This window comes from Mycolicibacterium sp. CBM1 (assembly GCF_054073305.1).
This window is the reverse complement of the sequence record NZ_JBSXPP010000006.1, coordinates 279,214-304,003: the sequence shown is the minus strand read 5'-3', so window position 1 is coordinate 304,003 and position 24,790 is coordinate 279,214. Positions and strand designations below refer to the sequence as shown.

At 68.8% G+C, this 24,790-nt stretch carries 23 protein-coding genes; 19 read left to right on the top strand and 4 right to left on the bottom strand.

Features of this window, described 5'->3' with window-relative positions; genetic code table 11:
* Window positions 1-34: 34 nt before the first annotated feature.
* Window positions 35-1,045 (top strand): uroporphyrinogen decarboxylase/cobalamine-independent methonine synthase family protein, encoded by a 1,011-nt coding sequence (locus ACXDF8_RS11305; protein WP_457223322.1) that lies wholly within the window; start codon window positions 35-37, stop codon window positions 1,043-1,045.
* Window positions 1,046-1,344: 299 nt separating this feature from the next.
* Window positions 1,345-3,462, top strand: a complete 2,118-nt coding sequence (ligA, locus tag ACXDF8_RS11300; protein ID WP_457223321.1) for an NAD-dependent DNA ligase LigA — start codon at window positions 1,345-1,347, stop codon at window positions 3,460-3,462.
* Between the two features lies 1 nt (window position 3,463).
* Here ligA and ACXDF8_RS11295 read toward each other — a convergent pair whose 3' ends face one another.
* Window positions 3,464-4,123 (bottom strand): ACT domain-containing protein, encoded by a 660-nt coding sequence (locus ACXDF8_RS11295; protein WP_457223320.1) that lies wholly within the window; start codon window positions 4,121-4,123, stop codon window positions 3,464-3,466.
* Window positions 4,124-4,252: 129 nt separating this feature from the next.
* Between ACXDF8_RS11295 and gatC the strand changes: the two genes are divergently transcribed.
* Genes gatC through gatB form a run of 5 tightly spaced genes read left to right on the top strand, consistent with a single transcriptional unit; the run spans window position 4,253 to window position 9,890 of the window.
* Window positions 4,253-4,552: an Asp-tRNA(Asn)/Glu-tRNA(Gln) amidotransferase subunit GatC gene (gatC, locus tag ACXDF8_RS11290; RefSeq protein ID WP_457223319.1), complete on the top strand. Its 300-nt coding sequence runs from the start codon at window positions 4,253-4,255 to the stop codon at window positions 4,550-4,552.
* On the top strand, window positions 4,552-6,036 hold the full coding sequence (gene gatA, locus ACXDF8_RS11285; RefSeq protein WP_457223318.1) for an Asp-tRNA(Asn)/Glu-tRNA(Gln) amidotransferase subunit GatA: 1,485 nt from the start codon (window positions 4,552-4,554) through the stop codon (window positions 6,034-6,036). The genes gatC and gatA overlap by 1 nt, the downstream gene beginning before the upstream one ends.
* A gap of 18 nt (window positions 6,037-6,054) precedes the next feature.
* Window positions 6,055-7,086: an ATP-dependent 6-phosphofructokinase gene (locus ACXDF8_RS11280; RefSeq protein WP_457223317.1), complete on the top strand. Its 1,032-nt coding sequence runs from the start codon at window positions 6,055-6,057 to the stop codon at window positions 7,084-7,086.
* A 43-nt stretch (window positions 7,087-7,129) separates the two neighbouring features.
* Window positions 7,130-8,365 (top strand): GGDEF domain-containing protein, encoded by a 1,236-nt coding sequence (locus tag ACXDF8_RS11275; protein WP_457223316.1) that lies wholly within the window; start codon window positions 7,130-7,132, stop codon window positions 8,363-8,365.
* Window positions 8,366-8,375: 10 nt separating this feature from the next.
* On the top strand, window positions 8,376-9,890 hold the full coding sequence (gene gatB / locus ACXDF8_RS11270) for an Asp-tRNA(Asn)/Glu-tRNA(Gln) amidotransferase subunit GatB (RefSeq protein WP_457223315.1): 1,515 nt from the start codon (window positions 8,376-8,378) through the stop codon (window positions 9,888-9,890).
* 31 nt (window positions 9,891-9,921) lie between these two features.
* On the opposite strand, the gene ACXDF8_RS11265 is transcribed toward gatB, so the two are convergent.
* Window positions 9,922-10,500 (bottom strand): HAD family hydrolase, encoded by a 579-nt coding sequence (locus tag ACXDF8_RS11265; RefSeq protein ID WP_457223314.1) that lies wholly within the window; start codon window positions 10,498-10,500, stop codon window positions 9,922-9,924.
* Window positions 10,501-10,796: 296 nt separating this feature from the next.
* Here ACXDF8_RS11265 and ACXDF8_RS11260 point away from each other — a divergent pair, with 296 nt between their 5' ends.
* Window positions 10,797-11,468, top strand: coding sequence for a response regulator (locus tag ACXDF8_RS11260; protein ID WP_457223313.1), 672 nt, complete (start codon window positions 10,797-10,799; stop codon window positions 11,466-11,468).
* Window positions 11,465-12,691, top strand: a complete 1,227-nt coding sequence (locus ACXDF8_RS11255; RefSeq protein WP_457223312.1) for a GAF domain-containing sensor histidine kinase — start codon at window positions 11,465-11,467, stop codon at window positions 12,689-12,691. The genes ACXDF8_RS11260 and ACXDF8_RS11255 overlap by 4 nt, the downstream gene beginning before the upstream one ends.
* 26 nt (window positions 12,692-12,717) lie before the next feature.
* Here ACXDF8_RS11255 and ACXDF8_RS11250 read toward each other — a convergent pair whose 3' ends face one another.
* Window positions 12,718-13,782 (bottom strand): AraC family transcriptional regulator, encoded by a 1,065-nt coding sequence (locus ACXDF8_RS11250; RefSeq protein ID WP_457223311.1) that lies wholly within the window; start codon window positions 13,780-13,782, stop codon window positions 12,718-12,720.
* 203 nt (window positions 13,783-13,985) lie between these two features.
* Between ACXDF8_RS11250 and ACXDF8_RS11245 the strand changes: the two genes are divergently transcribed.
* The 9 genes from ACXDF8_RS11245 (at window position 13,986) to ACXDF8_RS11205 (ending at window position 22,638) form a co-directional block, all read left to right on the top strand.
* Window positions 13,986-14,531 (top strand): helical membrane plugin domain-containing protein, encoded by a 546-nt coding sequence (locus tag ACXDF8_RS11245; protein ID WP_457223310.1) that lies wholly within the window; start codon window positions 13,986-13,988, stop codon window positions 14,529-14,531.
* Between the two features lie 96 nt (window positions 14,532-14,627).
* Complete coding sequence (locus tag ACXDF8_RS11240) at window positions 14,628-15,599, top strand: NADH-quinone oxidoreductase subunit B family protein (RefSeq protein WP_179475078.1); 972 nt, start codon at window positions 14,628-14,630, stop codon at window positions 15,597-15,599.
* Window positions 15,600-15,647: 48 nt separating this feature from the next.
* A complete protein-coding gene (locus ACXDF8_RS11235; protein WP_457223309.1) occupies window positions 15,648-17,255 on the top strand; it encodes a nickel-dependent hydrogenase large subunit in 1,608 nt (535 codons plus the stop codon).
* Between the two features lie 104 nt (window positions 17,256-17,359).
* On the top strand, window positions 17,360-18,133 hold the full coding sequence (locus tag ACXDF8_RS11230) for a hydrogenase maturation protease (RefSeq protein WP_457223382.1): 774 nt from the start codon (window positions 17,360-17,362) through the stop codon (window positions 18,131-18,133).
* A gap of 5 nt (window positions 18,134-18,138) precedes the next feature.
* Window positions 18,139-18,384, top strand: a complete 246-nt coding sequence (locus ACXDF8_RS11225) for a hypothetical protein (protein WP_457223308.1) — start codon at window positions 18,139-18,141, stop codon at window positions 18,382-18,384.
* 97 nt (window positions 18,385-18,481) lie between these two features.
* The gene (locus ACXDF8_RS11220) at window positions 18,482-19,723 is read left to right on the top strand and encodes a tetratricopeptide repeat protein (protein WP_457223381.1); all 1,242 of its coding nucleotides are present in this window, start codon (window positions 18,482-18,484) and stop codon (window positions 19,721-19,723) included.
* Window positions 19,707-20,597 carry a NifU family protein gene (locus ACXDF8_RS11215; protein WP_457223307.1) on the top strand — a complete coding sequence of 297 codons (891 nt, stop codon included), beginning with the start codon at window positions 19,707-19,709 and terminating at the stop codon, window positions 20,595-20,597. Before ACXDF8_RS11220 ends, ACXDF8_RS11215 begins: the two co-directional genes overlap by 17 nt.
* A complete protein-coding gene (locus ACXDF8_RS11210; RefSeq protein WP_457223306.1) occupies window positions 20,594-21,796 on the top strand; it encodes an NHL repeat-containing protein in 1,203 nt (400 codons plus the stop codon). Before ACXDF8_RS11215 ends, ACXDF8_RS11210 begins: the two co-directional genes overlap by 4 nt.
* Window positions 21,793-22,638 (top strand): hypothetical protein, encoded by an 846-nt coding sequence (locus ACXDF8_RS11205; protein ID WP_457223305.1) that lies wholly within the window; start codon window positions 21,793-21,795, stop codon window positions 22,636-22,638. Before ACXDF8_RS11210 ends, ACXDF8_RS11205 begins: the two co-directional genes overlap by 4 nt.
* A 13-nt stretch (window positions 22,639-22,651) precedes the next feature.
* Here ACXDF8_RS11205 and ACXDF8_RS11200 read toward each other — a convergent pair whose 3' ends face one another.
* Window positions 22,652-23,782: a PQQ-dependent sugar dehydrogenase gene (locus ACXDF8_RS11200; protein WP_457223304.1), complete on the bottom strand. Its 1,131-nt coding sequence runs from the start codon at window positions 23,780-23,782 to the stop codon at window positions 22,652-22,654.
* A 159-nt stretch (window positions 23,783-23,941) separates the two neighbouring features.
* Here ACXDF8_RS11200 and ACXDF8_RS11195 point away from each other — a divergent pair, with 159 nt between their 5' ends.
* A complete protein-coding gene (locus ACXDF8_RS11195) occupies window positions 23,942-24,781 on the top strand; it encodes a DoxX family protein (protein WP_457223303.1) in 840 nt (279 codons plus the stop codon).
* Window positions 24,782-24,790: the final 9 nt, after the last annotated feature.

Sequence of the window (24,790 nt, the reverse complement as noted above, 5' to 3'; positions counted from 1 at the left end):
TGGGTCCGGCGGGGGCGTCCAATACGGTTGCCCGGTGAGTGTTTTCGCTGCCGCCACCGGGCTCGGATCCTGGCCGGGTTCGACACCGCGGCAGGCCGCCGAGATCGTCGTCGGCGAACTGCACCAGCTGCCGCATCTGGTCGAGTTGCCGGAGCGCGGAGTCGGCGCCGACCTGATCGGGCGTGCCGGTGCACTACTGGTCGACATCGCCATCGACACCGTGCCCCGTGGCTACCGCATCGCGGCCCACCCGGGATCGGTGACCCGACGGGCGATCAGCCTGCTCGACGAGGACATCGACGCGCTCGAGGAGGCCTGGGAGAAGGCCGGCGGACCCGGTTCGCAGCGCTGCGTCAAGGTGCAGGCGCCGGGGCCCATCACGCTGGCCGCCCAACTCGAACTCCCCAACGGGCACCGGGCGCTCACCGACGCCGGCGCGGTCCGGGACCTGACGTCGTCGTTGGCCGAGGGGGTCGCACGGCACCGCGTCGAGCTGGCCCGGCGGCTGGGCGTGACGGTGGTGGTCCAGTACGACGAACCGGTGTTGCCCGCCGCGCTGGCTGGCCGGCTGACCGGGGTGACGGCGCTCAGCCCGGTGCATCCGGTCGACGAGGCCGTTGCCATCGCCCTGATCGACGAGTGCGTGAGGGCGGTGGACGCCGAGGTCCTGCTGCACAGTTGTGCCACCGAGCTGCCGTGGGACGTGTTGCGGCGTAGCGCGATCCATGCGCTCGCGGTGGACCCGGGCACCTTTACCGACCGAGACCTGGACGGGATGGGGGAGTTCCTGGACACCGGGCGGGCGGTGGTCCTCGGGCTGCTGCCGGCCGCCACGCCGCCGCGCCGTCCGTCGGCCGACGAGGTGGCTACGGCCGCGGTGGCGATCACCGACCGGATCGGCTTCGCCCGTGCGGGTCTGCGTGACCGGCTCGGCGTCAGTCCGGCGTGCGGCCTGGCCGGGGCGGACGCCGGATGGGCCCGCGTCGCGATCGGGCTGGCGCAACGCGCCGCGGACGCGTTGGCGCAGGACCCGGCCGCGATCTAGTCACAATCTGTGCCAACTGTGGGCCCTATGCAACGTTCTTGGGCGATTTCGGTGCATAGGGCCCACAGTCGCGGGGGGCAGCTGTCGAGACACGAACCAGCCGGGCCGAGGCCGGCAACAGGAATGCGGCGTCGACCAGCCTCGGCACGGGTTGCATGCTCGTGGGTCAGGTCGGCCGCATGTCGATCTTCGTAGACCCGGGCCAGGGCCGGGTCGGCGTCGTCGAACATGATCGGGTGCCCCCATGGCTCAACACTGCCACGGCAGGAGGCGTCGGTGGCCTCCGATAACCTGCGAGGGTGACCCCAGAGACGTCCGATCCCGAGGTCGATCCGATCGATCCGGATGTGCGCCGGCGCTGGCAGGAACTCGCCGACGAGGTGCGTGAGCATCAGTTCCGGTACTACATCAAGGACGCGCCGATCGTCTCCGACGCCGACTTCGACAAGCTCTTCAACGAACTCCTGGCTCTGGAGGAGCGCTACCCCGAGCTGCGCGTGGCGGACTCGCCGACCCAGCTGGTCGGCGGCGCGGGGTTCGCGACCGACTTCACCGCGGCCACCCACCTGGAACGGATGCTGTCGCTGGAGGACGTGTTCAACACCGAGGAACTGGCGGCGTGGTCCAACCGGGTGGAAACCGAGATCGGGCGCGACCCGCAATACCTGTGCGAGCTCAAGGTCGACGGGGTGGCCCTGGCCCTGGTGTACCGCGACGGGCGCCTGGACCGGGCGGCCACCCGCGGTGACGGCCGGGTCGGCGAGGACGTCACCAATAACGCGCGCACCATCGACGACATCCCCGAAACCCTGACTGCCGCAGAGGACTACCCGATTCCCTCGGTTCTCGAGGTGCGCGGCGAGGTGTTCTTCATGGTCGCCGATTTCGAGAACCTCAACGCCAGCCTGGTTGCCGAGGGCAAAGATCCGTTCGCGAATCCGCGCAACAGCGCGGCCGGCTCACTGCGGCAGAAGAATCCGGCCGTCACCGCCAAGCGCAAGCTGCGGATGATCTGCCACGGACTGGGCTACACCGAAGGCTTCACCCCGGCCACGCTGCACGACACCTACTTCGCCCTGAAGGCCTGGGGCTTGCCGGTCTCCGAGCACACCACGCGGGTCGCGGGGCTGGCCGCCGTCGAGGAGCGAATCACCTACTGGGGTGAGCGGCGCCACGAGATCGAGCACGAAATCGACGGCATCGTGGTCAAAGTCGACGATTTCGCGTTGCAGCGCCGCCTTGGTGCCACCTCGCGGACCCCGCGGTGGGCGGTGGCCTACAAGTACCCGCCCGAAGAGGCCCAGACCAAGCTGATCGACATTCAAGTCAACGTCGGCCGCACCGGCCGGGTGACCCCGTTCGCGGTCATGACCCCGGTGAAGATCGCGGGTTCGACGGTTGGGATGGCCACCCTGCACAACGGTTCGGAGGTCAAGCGCAAGGGCGTGCTGATCGGCGACACCGTGATGATCCGCAAGGCCGGCGACGTGATCCCCGAGGTTCTCGGTCCGGTCGTCGATCTGCGCGACGGCAGCGAGCGCGAGTTCGAGATGCCTACCCACTGCCCGGAGTGCGGGACGCCGCTGGCCCCGGCGAAGGAGGGCGATGTCGACATCCGCTGCCCCAACGCGCGATCGTGCCCGGCTCAGTTGCGCGAGCGGGTGTTCCATCTCGCCGGGCGCGGCGGGCTGGACATCGAGGGCCTCGGCTACGAGGCGGCCGCGGCACTGCTGGATGCCAAGGTCATCGGCGATGAAGGCGACCTGTTCACCCTGACCGCCGAGGACCTGCTGACCGCAGAGTTCTTCCGCACCAACAAGGGTGTGCTCTCGGCCAACGGCGCCCGGCTACTGGCCAACCTCGAGCAGGCCAAGAACCGTCCGCTGTGGCGCATCCTGGTGGCGCTGTCGATCCGGCACGTCGGGCCAACCGCGGCGCGCGCACTGGCCACCGCATTCGGCAGCATCGATGCGGTCATGGCCGCCGACGAGGCGCAATTGGCCGATGTCGAGGGTGTCGGGCCGACCATCGCCGCCGCGCTCACCGAGTGGTTCGACGTCGACTGGCACCGGGCCATCGTCGACAAGTGGCGGGCAGCGGGTGTGCGGATGGCCGACGAACGCGACGCGTCGGTCACACCGACCCTGCAGGGCCTGACGATCGTGGTCACCGGGTCGCTGCCGGGATTCTCCCGCGACGAGGCCAAGGAGGCGATCATCACCCGCGGCGGCAAGGCCGCTGGGTCGGTGTCGAAGAAGACCTCGTTCGTGGTGGCCGGCGATGCCCCCGGCTCGAAGTACGACAAGGCGGTCGAACTCGGCGTCCCCATCCTCGACGAGGACGGGTTTCGGGCACTGCTCGAGAACGGCCCGCCGGAGGCAGGCCTGAACGACGAAACCCCGCCGGACGCGGAGTAGCTCAGCGCACGATCGTGGCGACGATGCCGGCCAGGTAGCCCAACCGGGCCACTTCCGAGGGCCGGAACACCGGGCCGCCGGCGCGGCCGAGCACCACTGCGGTGTGCGGATCGCCCAATGGGGCGGCGGCCAGCGTGGTGTCCATGTCGCGCCACACCTGCGGCACCCAGTCGGCGGCCCCGTCGAGGGCTTCGGCGTGGGTCAGCGGCAGCCACGGCGCGCTCGTCGCCTGGGTCTCGGGTGATCCGGGGCTGCCCACCACCCGTTCGAGTCCGGACTCGGTCAGCCGGACCACCGTGCACCAGCCCACCCGCAGGACCCGCGGCGCCTCGTTGGCTAGCACCTGCAACTTGGCGTCGCGGCCGTCGGCGGCGGCGATGTGATCGATGAGTTCCAATTCGCGATGAGCCTCGAGCAGGCCGGTGTGCGGGCGGATGGTGTCCACCCGAACACCTTCGAGGCGCTCGGCGGCCGTGATGACCATGTCGGGCATCGTCCCCGGCGGCAGTTCGACCACCAGGTCGTCGATGGCGTAGCCGGTGACACGCTCGACGACATCCAACGACAGGATGTCCGCGCCGACCGAGCCCAGGGCGACCGCGAGCGACCCGAGGCTGCCGGGGCGGTCCTCGAGTTGAACCCGCAGTAGATAGGAAGGCACGCGCACACTGTTTCACAGTCGTCCGGCGGCGGCACTCCGGCTTTCTGCCCCCGGCGGCGGCGCCGGCAGCTTCGGTTCGCAACACCTGCGGTCTCGGTGTGGGGGCGGCGCCCTCTAGGCTTGTGCACCGTGTCCCAGATCTCCCGCGACGAGGTAGCCCGGCTGGCCAAGCTGGCCCGGCTGGCCCTGACCGACCATGAAGTCGACAATTTCGCAGGCCAGCTCGACGCGATCCTGGGGTACGTGAGCCAGATCCAGGCCGTCGACGTCACCGACGTCTCACCGACCGGAAACCCGCTGAAGTCGGTCAACGTGACCCGCCCCGACGTGGTCGAGCAGTGCCTGACCCAGTCCGAGGCGCTGGCCGAGGCGCCGGCCGCCGCCGAGGGCCGCTTCGCCGTGCCGCAGATCCTGGGGGAGGCCGAGTAATGACTGACGTGATCCGGCTCGACGCCGCCACCCTCGGCGAGAAGATCGCCGCCAAGGAATTGTCCTCGGTCGAGGTGACCCAGGCCTGCCTGGACCAGATCGCTGCCACCGACGAGCGCTATCACGCGTTCCTGCACGTCGCGGCTGACGAGGCGCTGGCCACAGCCGCCCGTATCGACGCGGCGGTGGCCGCCGGTGAGACGCTGCCGTCGCCGCTGGCCGGTGTTCCGTTGGCACTCAAGGACGTGTTCACCACCACCGACATGCCCACCACCTGCGGGTCGAAGATCCTCGAAGGCTGGGTGTCGCCGTACGACGCGACCGTGACCGCCCGGGTCCGGGCCGCCGGAATCCCGATCCTGGGTAAGACCAACATGGACGAGTTCGCGATGGGCAGCTCGACCGAGAACTCTGCCTACGGCCCGACCCGCAACCCGTGGGACGTCGAGCGCGTCCCCGGCGGCTCCGGTGGCGGCAGTGCCGCCGCGCTGGCGGCCTTCCAAGCCCCACTGGCGCTGGGCTCCGATACCGGCGGGTCGATCCGCCAGCCCGCCGCGCTGACCGCGACCGTCGGCGTCAAGCCCACCTACGGCACGGTGTCGCGCTACGGGCTGGTGGCCTGCGCGTCGTCGCTGGATCAGGGCGGTCCGTGTGCCCGCACCGTGCTCGACACCGCCCTGCTGCACGCGGTGATCGCCGGTCACGACCCACGCGACTCCACCTCGGTGGACGCCGAGATTCCCGACGTCGTCGGTGCGGCTCGGGCGGGTGCCGCCGGTGACCTCACGGGCGTGCGGATCGGCGTGGTCAAGCAGCTGCGCAGCGGTGAGGGATATCAGCCGGGTGTGCTCGCCTCGTTCAACGCTGCGGTCGAGCAGCTGGCCGCCCTGGGCGCCGAGATCACCGAGGTGGACTGCCCGCACCTGGACTACTCGCTGTCGGCGTACTACCTGATCCTGCCGTCGGAGGTCTCGAGCAACCTGGCCCGCTTCGACGCCATGCGCTACGGCCTGCGGGTCGGCGACGACGGCACCCACAGCGCCGAAGAGGTGATGGCGCTCACGCGTGCCGCCGGCTTCGGCCCAGAAGTCAAGCGCCGCATCATGATCGGCACCTACGCGCTGTCGGCGGGCTATTACGACGCCTACTACAACCAGGCGCAGAAGGTTCGCACGCTGATCGCGGGCGACCTGGACAACGCCTACCAAAAGGTCGACGTGCTGGTGTCCCCGGCGACCCCGACCACGGCGTTCAAGCTCGGCGAGAAGGTCGACGACCCGCTGGCGATGTACCTGTTCGACCTGTGCACGCTGCCGCTGAACCTGGCCGGGCATTGCGGAATGTCGGTGCCCTCGGGTCTTTCGTCCGACGACAACCTGCCGGTGGGGCTGCAGATCATGGCGCCCGCGCTGGCCGACGACCGGCTCTACCGGGTGGGCGCGGCCTATGAAGCTGCCCGCAGTCCGCTGCCAACAGCGATCTGACGGGGCAGGATAGGGCGCATGCGTATCGGAGTGCTCACCGGCGGTGGTGACTGTCCCGGCCTGAATGCCGTGATCAGGGCGGTCGTGCGGACCTGCGACGCCCGCTACGGCTCGTCGGTGGTTGGGTTCCTCGACGGCTGGCGCGGCCTGCTGGAGGACCGCCGCATCCAGCTGCACAACGACGACCGCAACAACCGGCTGCTGGCCAAGGGCGGCACCATGCTCGGCACCGCCCGCACCAACCCCGACAAGCTGCGCGCCGGCCTCGACGACATCAAGCAGACGTTGGAGGACAACGGGATCGACGTGCTGATCCCGATCGGCGGCGAGGGCACGCTGACCGCCGCGCACTGGCTGTCCGAGGAGGGCGTGCCGGTGGTCGGAGTGCCCAAGACGATCGACAACGACATCGACTGCACCGATGTCACGTTCGGCCACGACACCGCGCTGCAGATCGCGACCGAGGCCATCGACCGGCTGCACAGCACCGCGGAGTCGCATCAGCGGGTGATGCTCGTCGAGGTGATGGGACGCCACGCCGGCTGGATCGCGCTGAGCGCGGGGCTGGCCTCCGGTGCGCACATGACGCTGATCCCCGAGCAGCCCTTCGACGTCGAAGAGGTGTGCCGGCTGGTCAAGAAGCGGTTCCAGCGCGGTGAGTCGAGTTTCATCATCGTCGTCGCCGAGGGCGCCAAACCCGCCGAGGGAACCATGGCGTTGCGCTCGGGCGGTACCGACGAATTCGGTCACGAACGGTTCACCGGGGTGGCCCAGCAGCTGGCGGTCGAGGTCGAGAAACGCATCAAGAAAGAAGTCCGGGTCACCGTCCTCGGCCACGTTCAGCGCGGTGGCACCCCGACGGCCTACGACCGGGTGCTGGCCACCCGGTTCGGTGTCAACGCCGCCGACGCCGCGCATGCCGGCGAGTACGGGATGATGGTGTCGCTGCGGGGCCAAGACATCGGCCGGGTTCCGCTGGCGGAGGCGGTGCGCCAGCTCAAGCTGGTGCCACAGTCCCGCTACGACGACGCGGCTGCCTTCTTCGGCTGATCACGCCCTGTCCGGGCGCGGATAGAGGGCACACTTATTGCCGATGGACCACTCCGCCTTCCCCCCATTCACCGGTGCGCTGACGATCGATCGCGACTGCGTGCTCGTCGATGCCGATGCGAATGTCGCGGAGGTCCTGGGTGTAGACGGGGCCGTTCCCCTGGTCGGTTCACCGCTTGATGCGCTGCTGGAACGCGACGTGGTGGCGCAGATTCGGGCGCACCTGCGCCGCGGCGGACAACACGGTGCGGTCTTCGACGCCGGCGGTCTGCAGCTCATCGTGCGGTTTACGTCCGATCCGAACCGCGCCAGGATCGCGGTTGAGGATGTCGGCGCCAGGCAGGCCGCCTGGCATCGTTTCCAGCTCACCCAAGCCACCATCGACCGGGTGGCGGACATGATCATCTGGCTCGACCCGGACGGGCGGTACGTCTACGTCAACCCGGCCGCCACCGCGCTGCTTGGTTACTCCGCGCAGGAGCTCTCCACGCTGCGGGTGATCGACGTCGATCCGATGTTCGACGAGCAGCGCTGGCGGGAGCACTGGCTGGAGATCGTCGAACGCAAGTCCTTCACCATCGAGACGATCAACACCACCAAGTCCGGCGTGAACGTACCGATCGAGGTGACGGTCAACTATGTCGAACACCATGGCGCGCAATACAACTGCTCGATCGTGCGTGATATCACCGAACGCAAGCGATTCGAAGCCCAGCTGCTGGAGCTGAACCAGAAGATCACGCAGCTCACGATCACCGACGAGCTCACAAGCATCGCGAATCGCCGCCGCGCCAACGCGGCGCTGGCGGAGCAGATCACCGCGCACGTCGTCTCCGGTGATCCGCTGTCGGTGATCATGATTGACGTCGACCACTTCAAGGCTTTCAATGACCACTACGGCCACGCCGCCGGCGACGACTGCCTGCGCCGGGTCGCCCACGCGGTAGACGGGGTCGTCACCGAGGTCGGTGGGCTGGCTGCCCGCTACGGCGGCGAGGAGTTCCTGTGTCTGCTGCCGGCGACCGATGAGGCGGCGGCGCATGCGGTCGCCGTGCGCATCCAGCAGTCGGTGGCCGACTTGGCCATCCCGCACGCGGCGTCGGGTTCGCGCGGCGTGGTGACGCTCAGCATCGGCGTTCTGACTGCCCGGGACCACTTCGACGCGGTGTCTATCCTGGCCACGGTCGACGAGTACCTCTACCGGGCCAAGCGGCAGGGGCGTAACCGCATCGTTCGCGGCGAGGACCGGCCGGCGGGCCAGCGTCACGCCCGCCCCTAAGATTGACTCCATGACCGTCGCCCGTGCCGTTGATCTGCTCGATTATGACGATGTCGTGGCCCGCTTCGACCCCGTGCTCGGACTGGAGGTGCACGTCGAGCTGTCGACGGCCACCAAAATGTTCTGCGCCTGCTCGACGACGTTCGGTGCCGAGCCCAACACCCAGGTCTGCCCGGTGTGCTTGGGGCTGCCGGGCGCGCTGCCGGTGCTCAACTCCGCGGCCGTCGAGTCGGCCATCCGCATCGGGCTGGCGCTGAACTGCCAGATCGCCCCGTGGTGCCGTTTCGCGCGGAAGAACTACTTCTATCCTGACCAGCCGAAGAACTACCAGATCTCCCAGTACGACGAGCCGATCGCCTTCGACGGCTATCTCGACGTCCCGCTGGACGACGGCAGCACCTTCCGGGTTGCCATCGAGCGCGCCCACATGGAAGAGGACACCGGCAAGCTGACCCACGTCGGCAGCGACACCGGCCGTATCCACGGTGCGACCACCTCGTTGCTGGACGTCAACCGTGCCGGGGTGCCGCTGATCGAGATCGTCACCAAGCCGATCGAGGGCGCCGGGGAGCGCGCGCCGGAGGTGGCCCGCGCCTACGTGACCGCGCTGCGCGACCTGCTGCGCGCCCTGGATGTGTCCGATGTCCGGATGGACCAGGGTTCGCTGCGTTGCGACGCCAACGTCTCGCTGCGCCCGATCGGGCAGGCCGAGTTCGGCACGCGTACCGAAACCAAGAACGTCAACTCGCTGAAGAGCGTCGAGGTCGCGGTTCGCTACGAAATGCGCCGCCAGGCAGCCATTCTCGCCGCCGGCGGGCGCATTCACCAGGAGACCCGGCACTTCCACGAGGACGGCTACACCTCGCCGGGCCGCGACAAGGAGACCGCCGAGGACTACCGCTACTTCCCGGAGCCCGACCTGGACCCGGTGGCGCCGAGCGATGAGCTGGTGCAGCGGCTGCGCGGGACGATCCCAGAGCTTCCGTGGCTGTCCCGCAAGCGAATTCAGCAGGAATGGGGTGTCTCGGACGAGGTGATGCGCGATCTGGTGAACGCGGGCGCCGTCGACTTGGTGACCGCCACCGTCGCTGCCGGCGCATCCAGTGAGTCCGCCCGAGCATGGTGGGGAAACTTCCTGGTGCAGAAGGCGAACGAGGCTGGACTGGAACTCGACGCGCTGGGGATCACCCCGACCCAGGTCGCCAAGGTGGTGGAGCTGGTCGACGAGGGCAAGCTGTCGAACAAGCTGGCCCGTCAGGTCGTCGAGGGCGTGCTGGCCGGCGAGGGTGAGCCCGAGCAGGTGATGGCCGATCGCGGCCTGCTGCTGGTCCGCGACGACTCACTGATCCAGACCGCCGTCAATGAAGCGCTCGAGGCTCATCCCGACGTGGCCGAGAAGATCCGCGGCGGCAAGGTGCAGGCCGCCGGTGCGATCGTCGGCGCGGTGATGAAGGCGACCAAGGGTCAGGCCGACGCGGCGCGCGTGCGTGAACTGGTCATGGCCGCTTGCGGCCAGGCCGGTTGAACCCAGCATGGCCGCGTGCGGCCAGAGCTAGTCAGGCGCTGAGCCGGCTGCGGTGGATCCACCACTGCTCGTGTATCCGCCGACATCGGTGCACGGAGAGCGGTTCGGCGCAGTCGTAGCGGGCCTGGACGGCGGCCGCGCCGGCGAAGTCTTGACCGCGGGTCGACAGTGTGGTGACCACGATCGTCGCCAGGCCCGCGGCCCGCGCGGTGTGAAAACCCACGGGGGAGTGCTCGACCGCCATCGCGCCGGCCGGGTCGACGCCGAGTTCGTGCAGGGCCCGTTGATAGACCTCAGGGTCGGGTTTGGGCCTGACCACGTCTTCGGCGGTGATCAGCACCTCGACCACCCCGTCGCCGATCAGCTCGCGCACCAGCGGCTGGATCCGTGCCCGCGGGCCCACGGCCGTCACGGCGATTCGGATGCCGCCGCAGTGCAGGCTCCAGACCAGCTCGCGCAGCATGCGGGCGTCGTGTTCGGTGGCGGCCAGCGGAGCGTCGAAGTCGAAGATGACCGCCTCGAGTGCCGGCATGCCGGCATGGGCGCAGCGCGCCCGATCCCACCAGAACGAGCGGCTCCGGACGAGGGTGTCCACTGACGTTGCGGCCACGCGGGCAGTATGGCCCCGGCGGACGCGCGCGGGCATCCCCCGATCAGGGGATCCGCGGGGCGGAATCTCCCCCGTGCGCTGCGGAGGCGCCGCCCTCGCCGGCGGCGATCTGGGGTGGCGGCGTCGCCCGATGCGGCAACCTACGGCCCGACACCCGCAGCCGCACAGCGAGTTTCGCGGCGGTCGGCGTGGTCCTTGCGGCGGGCGGCCGCGCGCGGGCCGGGTTTGCGCACAAAGCGGGGGATCGGTCGGTTTAATCACCTGGGAACACGAACCCGGTGCTTTATCGTGGTCGCATGACGGCGTCGGCGGCGAATGAACCCCTGCGGATCGTTCTCGTCGACGACCACGAGATGGTGATCGAGGGCCTCAAGGCGATGCTCGGTCCCTTCCGCAACCGCGTGCAGGTGGTGGGCGAGGCCGTCGGTGTCGACAAGGCGCTCGACGTCATCGCCCAGCTGGAACCCGACATCGTGCTCTGCGATGTACGGATGCAGGGCGCCAGCGGACTGGACCTGTGTCGCGCGGTGCGCGAGCGCGACCCCGGCCGCAAGGTGATCCTGCTGTCGGTCTACGACGACGAGCAGTACCTGTTCCAGGCGTTGCGGGTGGGGGCATCGGGGTACCTGCTGAAGGGGATCAGCAGTGACGAACTGGTGCGTCAGCTGGAGTTGGTGCACAACGGTGCCACCGCGATCGATCCGGGGCTGGCGGCGCGGGCCGTGGATACCGCGGCCCGGCTGCAGCGCGACGAGTTCTGGCCGGGAGCCCGCCACGGGCTGACCCAGCGGGAGAGCGAGATCCTCTCGTTCGTGGTGACGGGGCTGTCCAACCGCGGCATCGCCAGCAAGCTGGTGATCGGCGACGAGACCGTGAAGAGCCACCTGCGCTCGATCTACCGCAAGCTCGGGGTCAACGACCGCACCAGCGCGGCGGCCACCGCCCTGCGGGAGGGCATCTTCCAGTGACGCCGGCCGGCGGACTTGGCGCGCACGATGTCCACGGCCTGGTCGACGCCGACCGGGAGGTGGCGTTGCTGCTCGACATCATCGCGGCGACCTCCAGTGGCCCCGGCGTGGAGCCGATGGCCGCCGCGGTCGCGCGGATGATCACCGCGGCCACCGCATCCGACGTCTGCTTCGTGCACGTGCTCGACGACACCGACCGCTCGTTGACACTGGCTGGTGCGACCCCGCCGTTCGATGAGCAGGTGGGCCGGGTGCGGCTGCCGCTGGGGTCGGGAGTGTCGGGCTGGGTGGCCACCCACCGCGAGCCGGTGGTGATCGTCAGCAACAAGGAAGCCGACCCGCGATATGTGCCGATCGGGTCGTTGCGCGGATCGGACTTCACGTCGATGGCATCGGTTCCGATGGAGACCGAGCCGGGCGGTCTGGTCGGAGTGCTCAACGTGCACACCATCTCTCGGCGTGATTTCACCCCGCGTGATATCCAGCTGCTGCTGGTGATCGGCCGGCTCATCGCCGGTGCGTTGCACCAAGCGCGGCTGCACCGCCAGCTGTCCGCCCGCGAACGCGCGCACGAGAACTTCGCCGAGCAGGTGATCGCCGCCCAGGAAAGTGAGCGACGCCGGCTGGCGGCCGACATCCACGACGGAATCTCCCAGCGGCTGGTCAGCCTCACCTACCGGTTGGACGCCGCGGCGCGCGCCGTCGATGACGCGGAGACCGCTGCGGCGGTCGAGCAGATCGAAAAGGCCCGGGACTTGGCCGATCTCACGCTTGCCGAGGCACGCTCGGCGATCGGCGGCCTGCGCCCACCGGTACTCGACGACCTCGGATTGGCGGGCGGTCTGGCCAGCCTGGCGTTGTCGATCATGGAGGTCGACCTCGAACTCGAGCTGGCCGATGAGCGGCTACCCGAGCACATCGAGGTCGCGCTGTACCGGATCGCCCAGGAGAGCCTGCAGAACGTGGTCAAGCATTCTCGGGCGCTAACCGCGACGGTCCGGTTCACGCTCGCCAACGGGGCTGCGCGACTCGAGGTGTCGGATAACGGAGTTGGCTTCGATCCCGCCGCCGACCGGGTGCCGGGTACCGCGAACGTCGGCGGCTATGGCATGTTGTCGATGGCCGAACGAGCCGACCTCGTCGGGGGCCGGCTGACGGTGCGCTCGCGCCCCGGCTCGGGAACCACCGTGACGGTGGCGATTCCGCTCGACGTGGCCGACTGAACCGGGTCTCGGCGCCCCGGGCGGCCTTAGCGCCGCAGCGTCTCCGAGGGGGCCTCGCCCCAGCGCTTGCGGTACTCGACAGCGAAGCTGCCAAGATGGTTGAAACCCCAGCGCTCGGCGACCTGGGTCACGGTCACACCGTCGGACGGCAGGGCATCAGTCAGCTCCTCGTGCACCCGTTCGAGCCTGCGTTCCCGCACGAAGCTCATGGGGCTCATGCCCAGCTCCTCGCGGAAGCCCTGCTGGATCGACCGCACGCTCATGTGCACGGCCTTGGCCAGCGCATCCATCGTGATGCGCTCGGCCAGATGGTCGTCGATGTAGTTCATCGCGTCCTGCACGACGGCGCGGCGCTGATCCGGGGGCGGTGGCGCGAGGAACTCTTCGTGATAGTTCGACGGCTGTAGATGCAGCAGGCTGCTCATCACGAGCTCCTCCACCGCGCCGATGCCCTGGCCGCGCTGGACCAGCGAGCCCTCGTGAAAGACCTCGGTGTGGATCAGTTGCACGGCGGCGTGCCAGCGCATCGCAGCCTCGCTGGAGATGTCGAACTCGGGCTCGAACACCAATGGGCGCTCGAGGCTTCGGCCGAGCAGCCGGGTCAGGTGTGCGGCCATGGCGCGCTCTTCGACGCGGATGATCAGCTGGGGGGAATCGTGGTCGACGGCCATCCGCAGCGAAACGCCGGGGCTGGTCACCGCCGACCGGATGGTGTTGGCTTCGAAGGTGTGGCCGCGATGCTCGACGACAGCACGCCCGTTCATCGGCATGTGCACGCCGTAGAAGGGGCCGAGCATGGGGATGTCGATCGCTGCGGCCACATGCACGTCGAGGTAGAGCATGCTGACGTTGCGCAACCGCACCCCGTGCATGGTGGCCGCGAAACCGGTCGCCTCCTCGGCGCCGACGGTGAGCTTGAGCGGGCCCAGGGTCTTGGCGATCAGCCGCGAGGCCTCCGGCACGTCCTCGGTGTAGAAGATCTCGCTGTTGGCCAGTGCCGGCGGGACCCCGCGGGAGCGCACCTTGCGGCGGACCGGATTGCTGGTCCGACGGACGTCGATGTAGCCGAGCCGGGTGAGCCGGTGACTCACAGCCCGGTGTCCCCGTCGCGGCCGAAAAGCGACGAAATGGTGCAGGTATCGGCGGTCTCCACGCAACCCTCCGCACGCCGGGGCGCGCGCCAGCGCGCTCAACTCTTCGTAATCCTGACAGCTGCTGCGCGAAAGCGATAGGCATATCTCCGGCGTAGGGCTAGCTTGTGACCGAAGCCACATTTGCCGAGCGGGAGGTTCGCATGACGGCTAACGGCCAGGCGGTCGCGGTGTCACCGGCCGATCGGATTCGCGACAAGCTCGACGACCCGCAGGTCGCCGCGTCCCTGACGAACCTGCTCGACCACGCCGATCTGTTGGCCGTGCTGGTCACCGGTCTGGACGGCCTGGTGCGCCGCGGCGACACCATCACCGATTCGCTGTCGTCGGCCGTCAACGACCTCAAGGGTGCTTCGGCGGCGGGCGTGGTTCCGGGTGCCGACGCCCTCAAGGGTGTCGACCTGCAAGGATTGGCGCAAAGCCTTGCAACACTGGCGAATTCGCTTGTCGGAGCAACCCCGGCGCTGAACACCCTGCTGTCCTCCCGGCTGACCGACCCGCAGGCCGCCGACGTGCTGGCGCAGGTGGGCCAGGCGCTGGTGGAGGGCAAGGCCGCGGCGGCCGCGGAGCCCGGCGGGCCGAAAGGTCTCTTCGGCTTGTGGAAGGTGACCAAAGACCCTGACGTACTGCGCGGCCTCGGATTCATGATTCAGGTTGCCCGGGCCTTCGGCCGCCAAGTGGGCCAGTAGTGGCCTCCGCCTGTCTGCCGCCGCCTCGTCGAATTGTCGCTTCAGCCCGCACATTTTCGGCCTCGCCCCGGGTCGTGATCTGAGAGGAGTTCGCCCATGGCTTCGGTTCTGTGGTTTCAGGGAGGCGCATGTAGTGGCAACACCATGTCGTTCCTCAACGCCGAGGAGCCCAACGTCGTCGACCTGATCGTCGACTTCGGTCTCGACCTGATCTGGCACCCGTCGCTGGGTCTGGAACTCGGCGCCAACGCCCAGAAAGTGTTCTGGGACTGCGCCAAAGGTGACCGGCCGCTGGACATCTTCGTCTTCGAGGGCAGCGTCATCGAGGCGCCCAACGGCACCGGCCGGATGGACATGTTCGCCGACCGTCCGATGAAGGACTGGGTCACCGACCTCGCCGGAGCCGCCCAGATCGTGGTCGCGATCGGCGACTGCGCCTGCTGGGGCGGAATTCCCGCGATGGAGCCCAACCCGTCGGCCTCGACCGGCTTGCAGTTCCACAAACGGGACAAGGGTGGCTTCCTGGGGCCGGACTTCCGCTCCAAGATGGGCCTGCCTGTCATCAACATCCCGGGCTGCCCCGCGCACCCGGACTGGATCACCCAGATCATCGTCGCGCTGGCCACCGGCCGCGCCGGCGACATCGCCCTCGACGAGCTGCACCGGCCCGAGACGTTCTTCAAGACGTTCACCCAAACCGGTTGCACCCGGGTGCAATTCTTCGAGTACAAGCAGTCGACGATGTCGTTCGGCGAAGGCACCCGCACCGGCTGCCTGTTCTACGAGTTCGGTTGCCGCGGGCCGATGACGCACTCGCCGTGCAACCGCATCCTGTGGAACCGCCAATCGTCGAAGACCCGCGCCGGCATGCCGTGCCTGGGCTGCACCGAGCCCGAGTTCCCGCACTTCGACCTCGCCCCCGGAACGCTGTTCAAGACCCAGAAGGTCGGCGGCGTCATCCCCAAGGAAGTGCCCGAGGGATCCGATCACCTCACCTACATGGCGCACGCCGCGGCGGCCCGGATCGCGGCTCCGCAGTGGTCCAAGGAAGACATGTTCGTGGTCTAGCCGAATCCGCCAGCACTGCTACAGCCCAATTCCTATGGAGGACTTCACATGACCGCGCTCGACCTGTTCGTCAGCCCACTGGGCCGCGTCGAGGGTGACCTCGATGTCCGGGTCACCATCGATGACGGTGTCGTCACCTCGGCCTGGACCGAAGCCGCGATGTTCCGCGGCTTCGAGATCATCCTGCGGGGCAAGGACCCGCAGGCCGGGCTCGTCGTCTGCCCCCGTATCTGCGGCATCTGCGGCGGCAGCCATCTGTACAAGTCGGCCTATGCCCTGGACACCGCCTGGCGTACACACATGCCACCGAATGCCACGCTGATCCGCAACATCGCGCAGGCCTGCGAAACACTGCAGTCGATTCCGCGCTACTTCTACGCGCTGTTCGCCATCGACATGACGAACAAGAACTACGCCAAGTCGACGATGTATGACGAGGCAGTACGTCGCTTCGCCCCCTACGTCGGCACCAGCTACCAGAAGGGTGTGGTGCTGTCGAATAAGCCCGTCGAGGTCTACGCCATCTTCGGCGGCCAGTGGCCGCACTCGAGTTTCATGGTGCCCGGCGGCGTGATGTGCGCCCCGACGCTGTCCGACGTGACCCGTTCGATCGCGATCCTGGAGCACTGGAAGGACAACTGGCTCGAGGCGGAGTGGCTGGGTTGCAGCATCGACCGCTGGCTGGAGAACAAGACCTGGGAGGACGTACTGGCCTGGGTCGACGAGAACGAGTCGCAGTACAACAGCGACTGCGGATTCTTCATCCGCTACGCCCTCGACATCGGGCTGGACAAGTATGGGCAGGGGGTGGGTAACTACATCTCCACTGGCACCTACTTCGATCCGACGCTGTATGAGAACCCGACGATCGAGGGCCGCAACGCCGCGCTGATCGGCCGCGGCGGGATCTACGCGCAGGGCCAATGGCACGAGTTCGACCAGGCCAACGTCCGTGAAGACACCAGTCATTCGTTCTATCAGGGCAGCAAGCCGCTGCACCCGTTCGACGGTGAGACCATCCCGATCGATCCCGAAGAAGGTCGCAAACAAGGCAAGTACAGCTGGGCCAAGTCCCCGCGCTACGCCGTCGGTGACCTGGGGACGATCCCGCTGGAGGCCGGGCCGCTGGCCCGTCGGATCGCCGCGGGTGGCCCGAACGCGGCGCCGCACCAGGACAACGACCCGCTGTTCGTCGACATCCTGAACAAGATCGGCCCGAGCGTGCTGACCCGTCAGCTCGCGCGCATGCACGAGGCGCCGAAGTACTACAAGTGGGTCAAAGGCTGGCTGGACCAGCTCGACCTCAAGGAAAGCTTCTACACCAAGCCCACCGAGTACGCCGAGGGCAAGGGCTTCGGCTCCACCGAGGCCGCCCGGGGATCCTTGAGCGACTGGATCGTCATCGAGGACAACAAGATCAAGAACTATCAGGTCGTCACGCCCACAGCGTGGAACATCGGCCCGCGCGACGGCAACGACGTTCTCGGCCCGATCGAGAAGGCTCTGGTGGGCTCGCCGATCGTCGATGCCGACGATCCCGTCGAACTGGGGCATGTGGCGCGCAGCTTCGACTCGTGCCTGGTCTGTACCGTGCACGCCTACGACGGGAAGACCGGCAAGGAACTGTCGAAGTTCGTCATCAACGGAATGGTGTGACCGCGGCGCTCGAACCTGGGCCACCGGAGTCCCGCAGCGGCCCAGACGGTTCGGATGTCCAGCCCGCTGAGCTGGATATCGAACCGCCCGGGTGCGAGGTGTTGGTGGTGGGCTGCGGCAACCTGCTGCGCGGTGACGACGGGGTCGGGCCCGTGCTGGTTCGCCACCTCTGGGATCGTGGGGTGCCGGCAGGCGCCCGGCTGGTCGACGGCGGCACCGCCGGCATGGACGTCGCCTTCCAGATGCGCGGCGCGGGGCGGGTGGTGATCATCGACGCCGCGGCGACCGGGGCGGCGCCCGGCACCGTGTACCGGGTCCCTGGCGAAGAGTTGGCCGAATTGCCGCCACTGCAGGGCCTGCACACCCATTCGTTTCGGTGGGACCACGCGATCGCGTTCGCCCGCTGGGCGTTGGGAGAGGCCTGCCCGACCGACATCACCGTGTTCCTCATCGAGGCAGCCGCCGTCGACCTGGGTGCCGAACTCTCCGAGCCGGTCGCGGCGGCGATGGAACACGTGATCGACCTCGTCGAGCGCGACTACCTGGGTCCGCTGCGCCCACCGCCCGCCGAGGAGGTGTCGGTGCAGTTCACCGCCGACGGCTACCTGCGCGTCGATGCGGTGCTGGCGGCCAGCCGATTTCCCTCGGACGCGGTGGCCGCCGTGCTTCGTGACGACGCGCTGTGGCTGATCCCGTTGCGTGGGCCGCGCAGCGGGGGGTTGCTGCTCAAGCAGCGCAACCCGGCCGGTGACCGATCGCTGTTGGTCCGCGAGGTTCTCGACGATCGTCCCGGAGATCGCCCCGTCATCGGGGTGCATCGGGCATTCTGGGACGATGCCCAACAAGCGTTGCGCATCCCGTTGGAGCCGGCGCGGTGATCCTGATGTGTGACGAGCCGCGCCCGAAGACCACCGTCCGCAGGGACAGTTCGATCGACGAGGCGCTCGACGTCCAGACTGTGGTGGTCGAGGAGCGAGGCCGGTGGGCCGTCGACATCATCGTCGTATTCGCCGACGGCGTGGTGCGCAGACGCATCGACACCCACAACACCAGGGCTCGTGCCGAGCTGTCGGCCGGGCTGATCAAACGCGCCGCCGAGCGTGACATCCGCGGACCCCTGCACGGCTGAAGGAAGGCCTGTCGTGACCATAGTGGCAAACACCGAAGTGGCGAATACCGACGCGGCAACTGCCGACGAGGCAACTGCGGACGGGGCAAATGCGAACGTGGTAGACACCGCCGTCCTGGCGAATCGGCCCCAGCCCCTGGGTGCCTTCCCGCTTCCGTTGGGTTACCTCCTGATTCCGGCCTCACCCGACACCGAAGCGGCGCGGGCGGCCCTGCTGGCCGGTGAGATCCCACAGTGGCCGGCGGAATTGCGCGCCCACGAACGGGCGCTGGTCGGTGACCGCGACGGTGCCCTGGCGCTGCTCACCGGTTCAGATCCGGTGAGTCGTTACAACCGGTTCGTCATGGACCCCGACGGGGATGACCCTGCCGAATTACGTTCGGTGCTCGGTGAGTTCGCGGTGCTGGTGGATGTCGTGCTGTTCGCGATCGGTCGCTGCGACGCGCCCCCGGAGCTCGGGTCGGCCACCGCCGAGCTGGCTGCCCTGGTGCTCTCGACCCAAGCGAGCAAGGCCTTCAACGATGGTGACGGCGCAGCGGCCACGGCGCTGCTCGACCAGGCGGCCGACGAGGCGGCACCCGTCTCCCGCCCGCTGTCCGGCGTGCTGCTCGGCGCGGCGGCCTCGATCGCCGCGCACGGCGGCCACCCGGATGCCTACCGCCGCTACGAGACCGCACTCACCGCCCTGGACGGCGCCGACGGGCTGCGCGTCGCGCGGGCCGAGCTGCACCTGAACCTCGCCGGCATGCTGCACGAACAGGCACAGGACCGGCCCGAGATGCTGACAGCGGCTGTGCCGCACTATCATTCGGCGCTGCAGTTGGTGCTGCGCGAGGAGGCCCCCCTGCTGTGGGCCTCGGCGCACGCCAATCTGGCCACCGCCTACCTGACGATGCCGATGACCGAGGCCTCCGGCCAGCTGCGCCTGGGGATCGCCGCCCAGTCACTGCGATCGGCACTGAAGGTGTACACCCGCGAGGACTATCCCGAGCAGTGGGCCAGCGTCCAGCTCAACCTGGCCAACTCGCTGGTCTACACCCCCTCGAAACACCAGGCCGACAACCTGGTCGAAGCCGTCGAACTCTACGAAGCCGTCCTGGAAGCGCGCGACCGCGACAGCGATCCGCTCGGCCGGGCGCGGGTGCTGGCCAACCAAGGCAACGTGCTGGCCCATCTCGGCGCCTTCGACCAGGCGAAGGCCAAACTCTACGAGGCGCGGTTCCTGTTCGAGGAACTCGGCGACGACGACTCGGTGCGCGCCGTGCGCGGGGTGCTCGACGAGGTCGCCAGGCAGACCACACTGAGCCGGACGGACGACCACGATGTCGACCACCACTGAGCGGGTTTCGGCCGAGCCCGGTTTCGAAGATCTCGCCGCCCGCGTCGATGCGGCCGTCGCGGCGTTGGCGGACCTGGACCCGGCCGCCCGCGCGGTAGCCGAGGAGTTGAAGTCGGCGGTCGAGCAGATCCACCGCGCCGCGCTCGTCACGATCGTGCGCCGGATGCGGGCCGACGACGCCGCCCGCTCGGTGCTGTTCGACTTGGTGGACGACCCCACCGTGCACCTGTTGTTGTCGTTGCACGGCATCGTGCGGCCCGACCCCGTCACCCACGCCGAGCAGGTGCTGGCCGCCGTCCGTCCCCAGTTGAACAGCCACGGCGGGGACGTCGCGTTGGTGCGGGTGCAGGACGGCACCGCCTACGTCCGCCTGGAAGGGGCCTGCAACGGCTGCTCGATGTCCTCGGTGACGCTGCGTACCCTGGTCGAAGACGCTCTGGTGCAGCAGGTTCCGGCGGTCTCGGCGGTCGAGGTGCTGCCGAACGAGCCCTCACCGACGCTGATTCCGGTGGAATCCCTGCTGGTCGGGCGGGATCGCGCCGGCGAGGGCTGGGTGCGGGTCGGGCCGGCCGCCGAGCTGCCCCTCGACGACCTATCGGCACTGACGCTGTCCACGGCCACCGGCGAGGACGTCGCCGTGATCGTGGTGAACGCCGGGAATCGACTGTCGGCTTACCGCAACGAATGTGCGCACGAAGCACTGCCGCTGGACAACGCGGTCCTCGACCTGAGCAGCAACACGCTGACCTGCCCTTGGCACGGCTTCTGTTACGACGCGACCTCGGGGGAGTGCCTCAGCGCGCCCGGCGTCCAGCTGGAGCAACTGCCGCTGCGAGTCGACGACGGCGTGGTCAGCGTGCGTGTGGGTGTATGAGCCGATACACCGTTCGGCACTACAACCCGGCCGAGGGTCGCGACATCGGCGGCCCCAGCGTCCGCGCTGACGCTAGCCCACAGGTCGATCTGACCGACGGCTGGGCACCGGCGTTGTGGCTGGGGGCACCGGCGCCCGGTGGACTGGCGCTGCCACCCGCGCAACCATCGATGGCGTGGATGTATTCACCGCGCGGGGTGTTCGTCGGCGAACGTCACCTGGTCGTCGCCGACTCGGGCAATCACCGGGTGTTGATCTGGCACGAGCCGCCGTGCCGTGACGAGCAACCCGCCGACGTGGTACTCGGCCAGCCCGACGGCGAGACCGAAGGCCACGCGGCGGGCGGGCGAGGCCCGCAGCAGGGGATGAACCTGCCAACCGGGGTGCTCATCCACGACGGCCGGTTGGTCGTCGCCGACGCCTGGCATCACCGCATCCTGGTCTGGGACACGGTGCCCGAAACCAGTGACGTGGCACCCGACGTGATCCTCGGGCAGCCCGATTCCGTCTCGGTGCAGGAGAACCGCGGCGGTGAGTGCTCGGCCGCGTCGCTGTACTGGCCGTTCGGCATTGCGATAATCGGCTCCACCTTCTGGGTCGCCGACACCGGCAACCGCCGGGTCCTCGGCTGGCACAGCGGCATTCCCGAGCCGGACCAGCCTGCCGACGTCGTGCTCGGACAGCCGGACGGCGCCGCCCGGGAAGAGAATCGTGGTGGCGCGGTCGGACCTGCCAGCTTCCGCTGGCCGCACGCCATCACCGGGCACGGCGACATGCTGGTGGTGGCCGACGCCGGAGATCACCGGCTGCTCGGGTGGTCGCCTCAGCCGGTGGCCGACCGGGACGCCGACCTGGTGCTGGGCCAGCCCGATTTCACCAGTGCCGTGGAATGGCCCTACGGCCCGCACACCGCCGACCGCTTCCGGTTTCCCTACTCGGCATGCCTGGACGCCGACCGGCTCGCGGTGGCCGACACCGCCAACAATCGAATCCTGTTGTGGGACAGCCTCCCCGCCGATGGGCGCGGTGCCGACCATGTACTGGCTCAACCGGACTTTGCCGCCAACGGTGAGAACCGTTGGACCTCGGTACAGCGCGACACCCTGTGCTGGCCGTACGGGCTGTCGCTGCGCGGGGACACGCTGGCCGTCGCCGACTCCGGCAACAACCGAGTCATGGTGTGGCGGAGATCCCGATGAGGCCGCGCATCATCCAGGCCGACGGCCAGATCGGCTTCTACTGGGCCACTGCCGACGGGGTGCGGACCTCGCTGCAAGCGCTGCTGGCCGACCCGGCCTACTCCGACGACGAGCCGGATCGGTTGGTGGCCACCCATCTGGAAGCCCTCGACGACGCGCTGATCATCGCCGCGGCCCGGTTCGGCGACATCCTCGGCGGCGGCCGGGCGGTGGAACCCTCCGAACGCGACGACCTGGCCGAGTTATATCGGACGCTGGACCGGCTGTGTTTCGAATACGCTGCCGCACTGGAGGAGTCCGGCCTGACGGCCGACCTGCGCGCGGGCAAGATCGTCGGCACCGCGGCACTGTTCTCCATCCGGGCCCGGTTGCCGTTGGACCTGCTCGGCCCGGCGCCCCTCGACGGCGAACTCGACGACCCCTCGATCGGGGTGGTCGGCGGCTTCGGTGAATTCCACCACGTTGATCCGGCGAAACCGTGGACCGGTGGTCGCTGGGTGGTGCGCACCGAAGCGGGCCAACGATTTCCGCTGACCCTGTCGATGCTGTTCTTCGACAGTTCGGGGGTCAACAAGGACGCCGCCCGCAAGGAGCATCGTGACGCGCTGCGCTCGGTGGTGGGGGCCGCGGCCGCACCGCAGGCCGATCCGTTGGCGCTGACCTGTGCGGTGGACTGGCTGCTCTACGACTGGCTGATGGCCCACCGCGACGGCCCGGACAGCGCGGAGATCGTCTTCCCTAAGGGTTACGAGGACGATGCCGCCCTCGTGGTGTCCGCCGCCGCGGCATCCGTGGCCGCCAGGGCCACCTTCGACCCCGGCCTGGTGGGCCTGACCGGGTAAAGCCGGTCGGCGCTTAGGTGTTGTCGGCGTTGCTGCGCGGGAAGCCGCCGCCCTGCGGGAACAGCGGGAACACCACGTCGTCCAGCTTCTCGGCATCGCCGGCGGTGCGGTTGATCGTCGCGCCCCAGATGTTTCCATCCGGCGCCACCTGCAGCGCCCAGGCGTGGCCGTGGGTGTCCTGCCGTACCACTTCCGGCTCCCCGGTCACCGCGCCGGTGCCCTGTGCCAGCCGCACGGCGACGGTCTGCTTGGCGTTGACCAGGTTCACCAGGATCGTGCCGTCCAGGGCCGCGCAGCCGGCGACGCCCGGCCGGTCCGGCCAGGTCCACACCAACGAGGTCTTGGAGTCCGGGCCGATCCGCTGCAACCGGTCACCGGTCGGCGTGCGATCGGTGATGTAGAGCGACTTGTCCGTCGGGTCGATGCACATGCCGCCGCCCGACCCCATTCCGCTGAGCGCTGTGGTCGGTGCCGCCTGGTTGACCGTCGTGGGTTGCTCGATGCGAATTACCTTGCCCGCCAACGAGTTAGGATCCGCGGCAAGTGCCGGATCGCCCGCGTCGCCGGTCTGCACGACCAACGTCGTCGGGCTGGTGAAGATCAGCGACCCCATGTTGCCGGTGGCCCCCTTGGGGATCCCGGTCAGGATGTCCTTCGGCATGTCGCCGTCGGCCACTCGAATCACCCGGTTGTCGGTGGGCGTGCTGATGTAGGCGTACATCAACCGGTCCTGCGAATACGTCGGCGAGAGCACGATGTCCATCAACCCGCCATCGCCGCTCGGGTCGACCGGGATCACGGTGTGGATCTTGGGCTCGGCGCTGACCGACACCTCTTTGATCGCGCCGGTGGTCCGCTCGGCCACCAAGGCCGTCTTGCTGTCGGCGCCCATGATCAGACCGCTGGTGCTCTCCAGGCACCCCTGCATCACGTTGGGAGCCGGGCACGCCTTGGGGAAAGGCTTCGGCGGCAGTGGGGGCGGCGGCGGTGGCGGTGTGCTCGAACCGGGTGCCAATTCCGGTGCGGTGGTGAACGGCTGCGAGATCGAGTTGTTGAACTTCGCGCAACCCGCCGACGATTGGGCTACGACCGTCGCCACGCACAGCACGGCCAGCACTCCACGGACCGGCCGGCGTAGCTGCATGCCCGCCAGATTACGGACACCGAGCCGATGTTCGCCACGAAGCCCTATTGGCCGCCCCGTTGGCCGCCCCGCACGCCGCGCGACACCAGGCAAGACTTGCCTGTTCGAAGCGCCGCTCAAATCCCCGATTTGCGCCGATCTGCACTTACTCTGACTTTTGTGACGAGTCAAGGCCCCGATCCGCGCTGGCAGCGACCCGACGACTCCTCGGCTCGGCCGGCGTCGGCCCAGCTGGTCGACCCCGAAGACGACCTCCCGTCCGCCACCTACGGTGGCGACTTCGAGACCACGACGATCCCGCACTACGGCTCCGGGTTACCAGGCTCCTCGTCGACCGGCTCGACCGGTTACGGCCTGCTGCACGATCCCGAGCCCCTGCCCTACGTCCAGCCCCACGTCGATCCCACGCCGTCGATGGCCACGCCGATGGAGATCGAACCGATCGACGCCGAGGAACGCGCGAAGGCCGCCGCCCGCCGCGGCACCCAGGATCTGGGTCTGCTGGTGTTGCGGGTCGTCATCGGTGCCATCTTCATCGGCCATGGACTGCAGAAGGCCTTCGGTTGGTGGGGTGGCCAGGGCCTCGATGGTTTCAGGACCGCACTGGCCGACGCCGGTTACCAGCACGCCAGTGTGCTGACCTACGCCGGGGCCGGCGCGCAGATCCTGGTGGGAGTGCTGCTGGTACTGGGCCTGTTCACGCCGCTGGCCGCCGCCGGGGCGCTGGCCTACCTGGTCAACAGCGTGATCACGGTCGTCGCGGCGCAGCGCCAGGCCGGCTACCTGTCGGTGTTCGGGCCCGACGGTTTCGAGTACCTGCTGGTGCTGATCGCCGCGGTGGCCTCGGTCATCCTGGTCGGCCCTGGCCGCTACGGCTTCGACGGCGGGCGCGGCTGGGCGCGGCGGCCCTTCATCGGCTCGTTCATCGCGCTGCTCGTCGGCATCGGCGGCGGCGTCGCGGCGTGGGTGTTCCTGCACGGACACAGCCCGCTGTCCTGACCGCGCGTC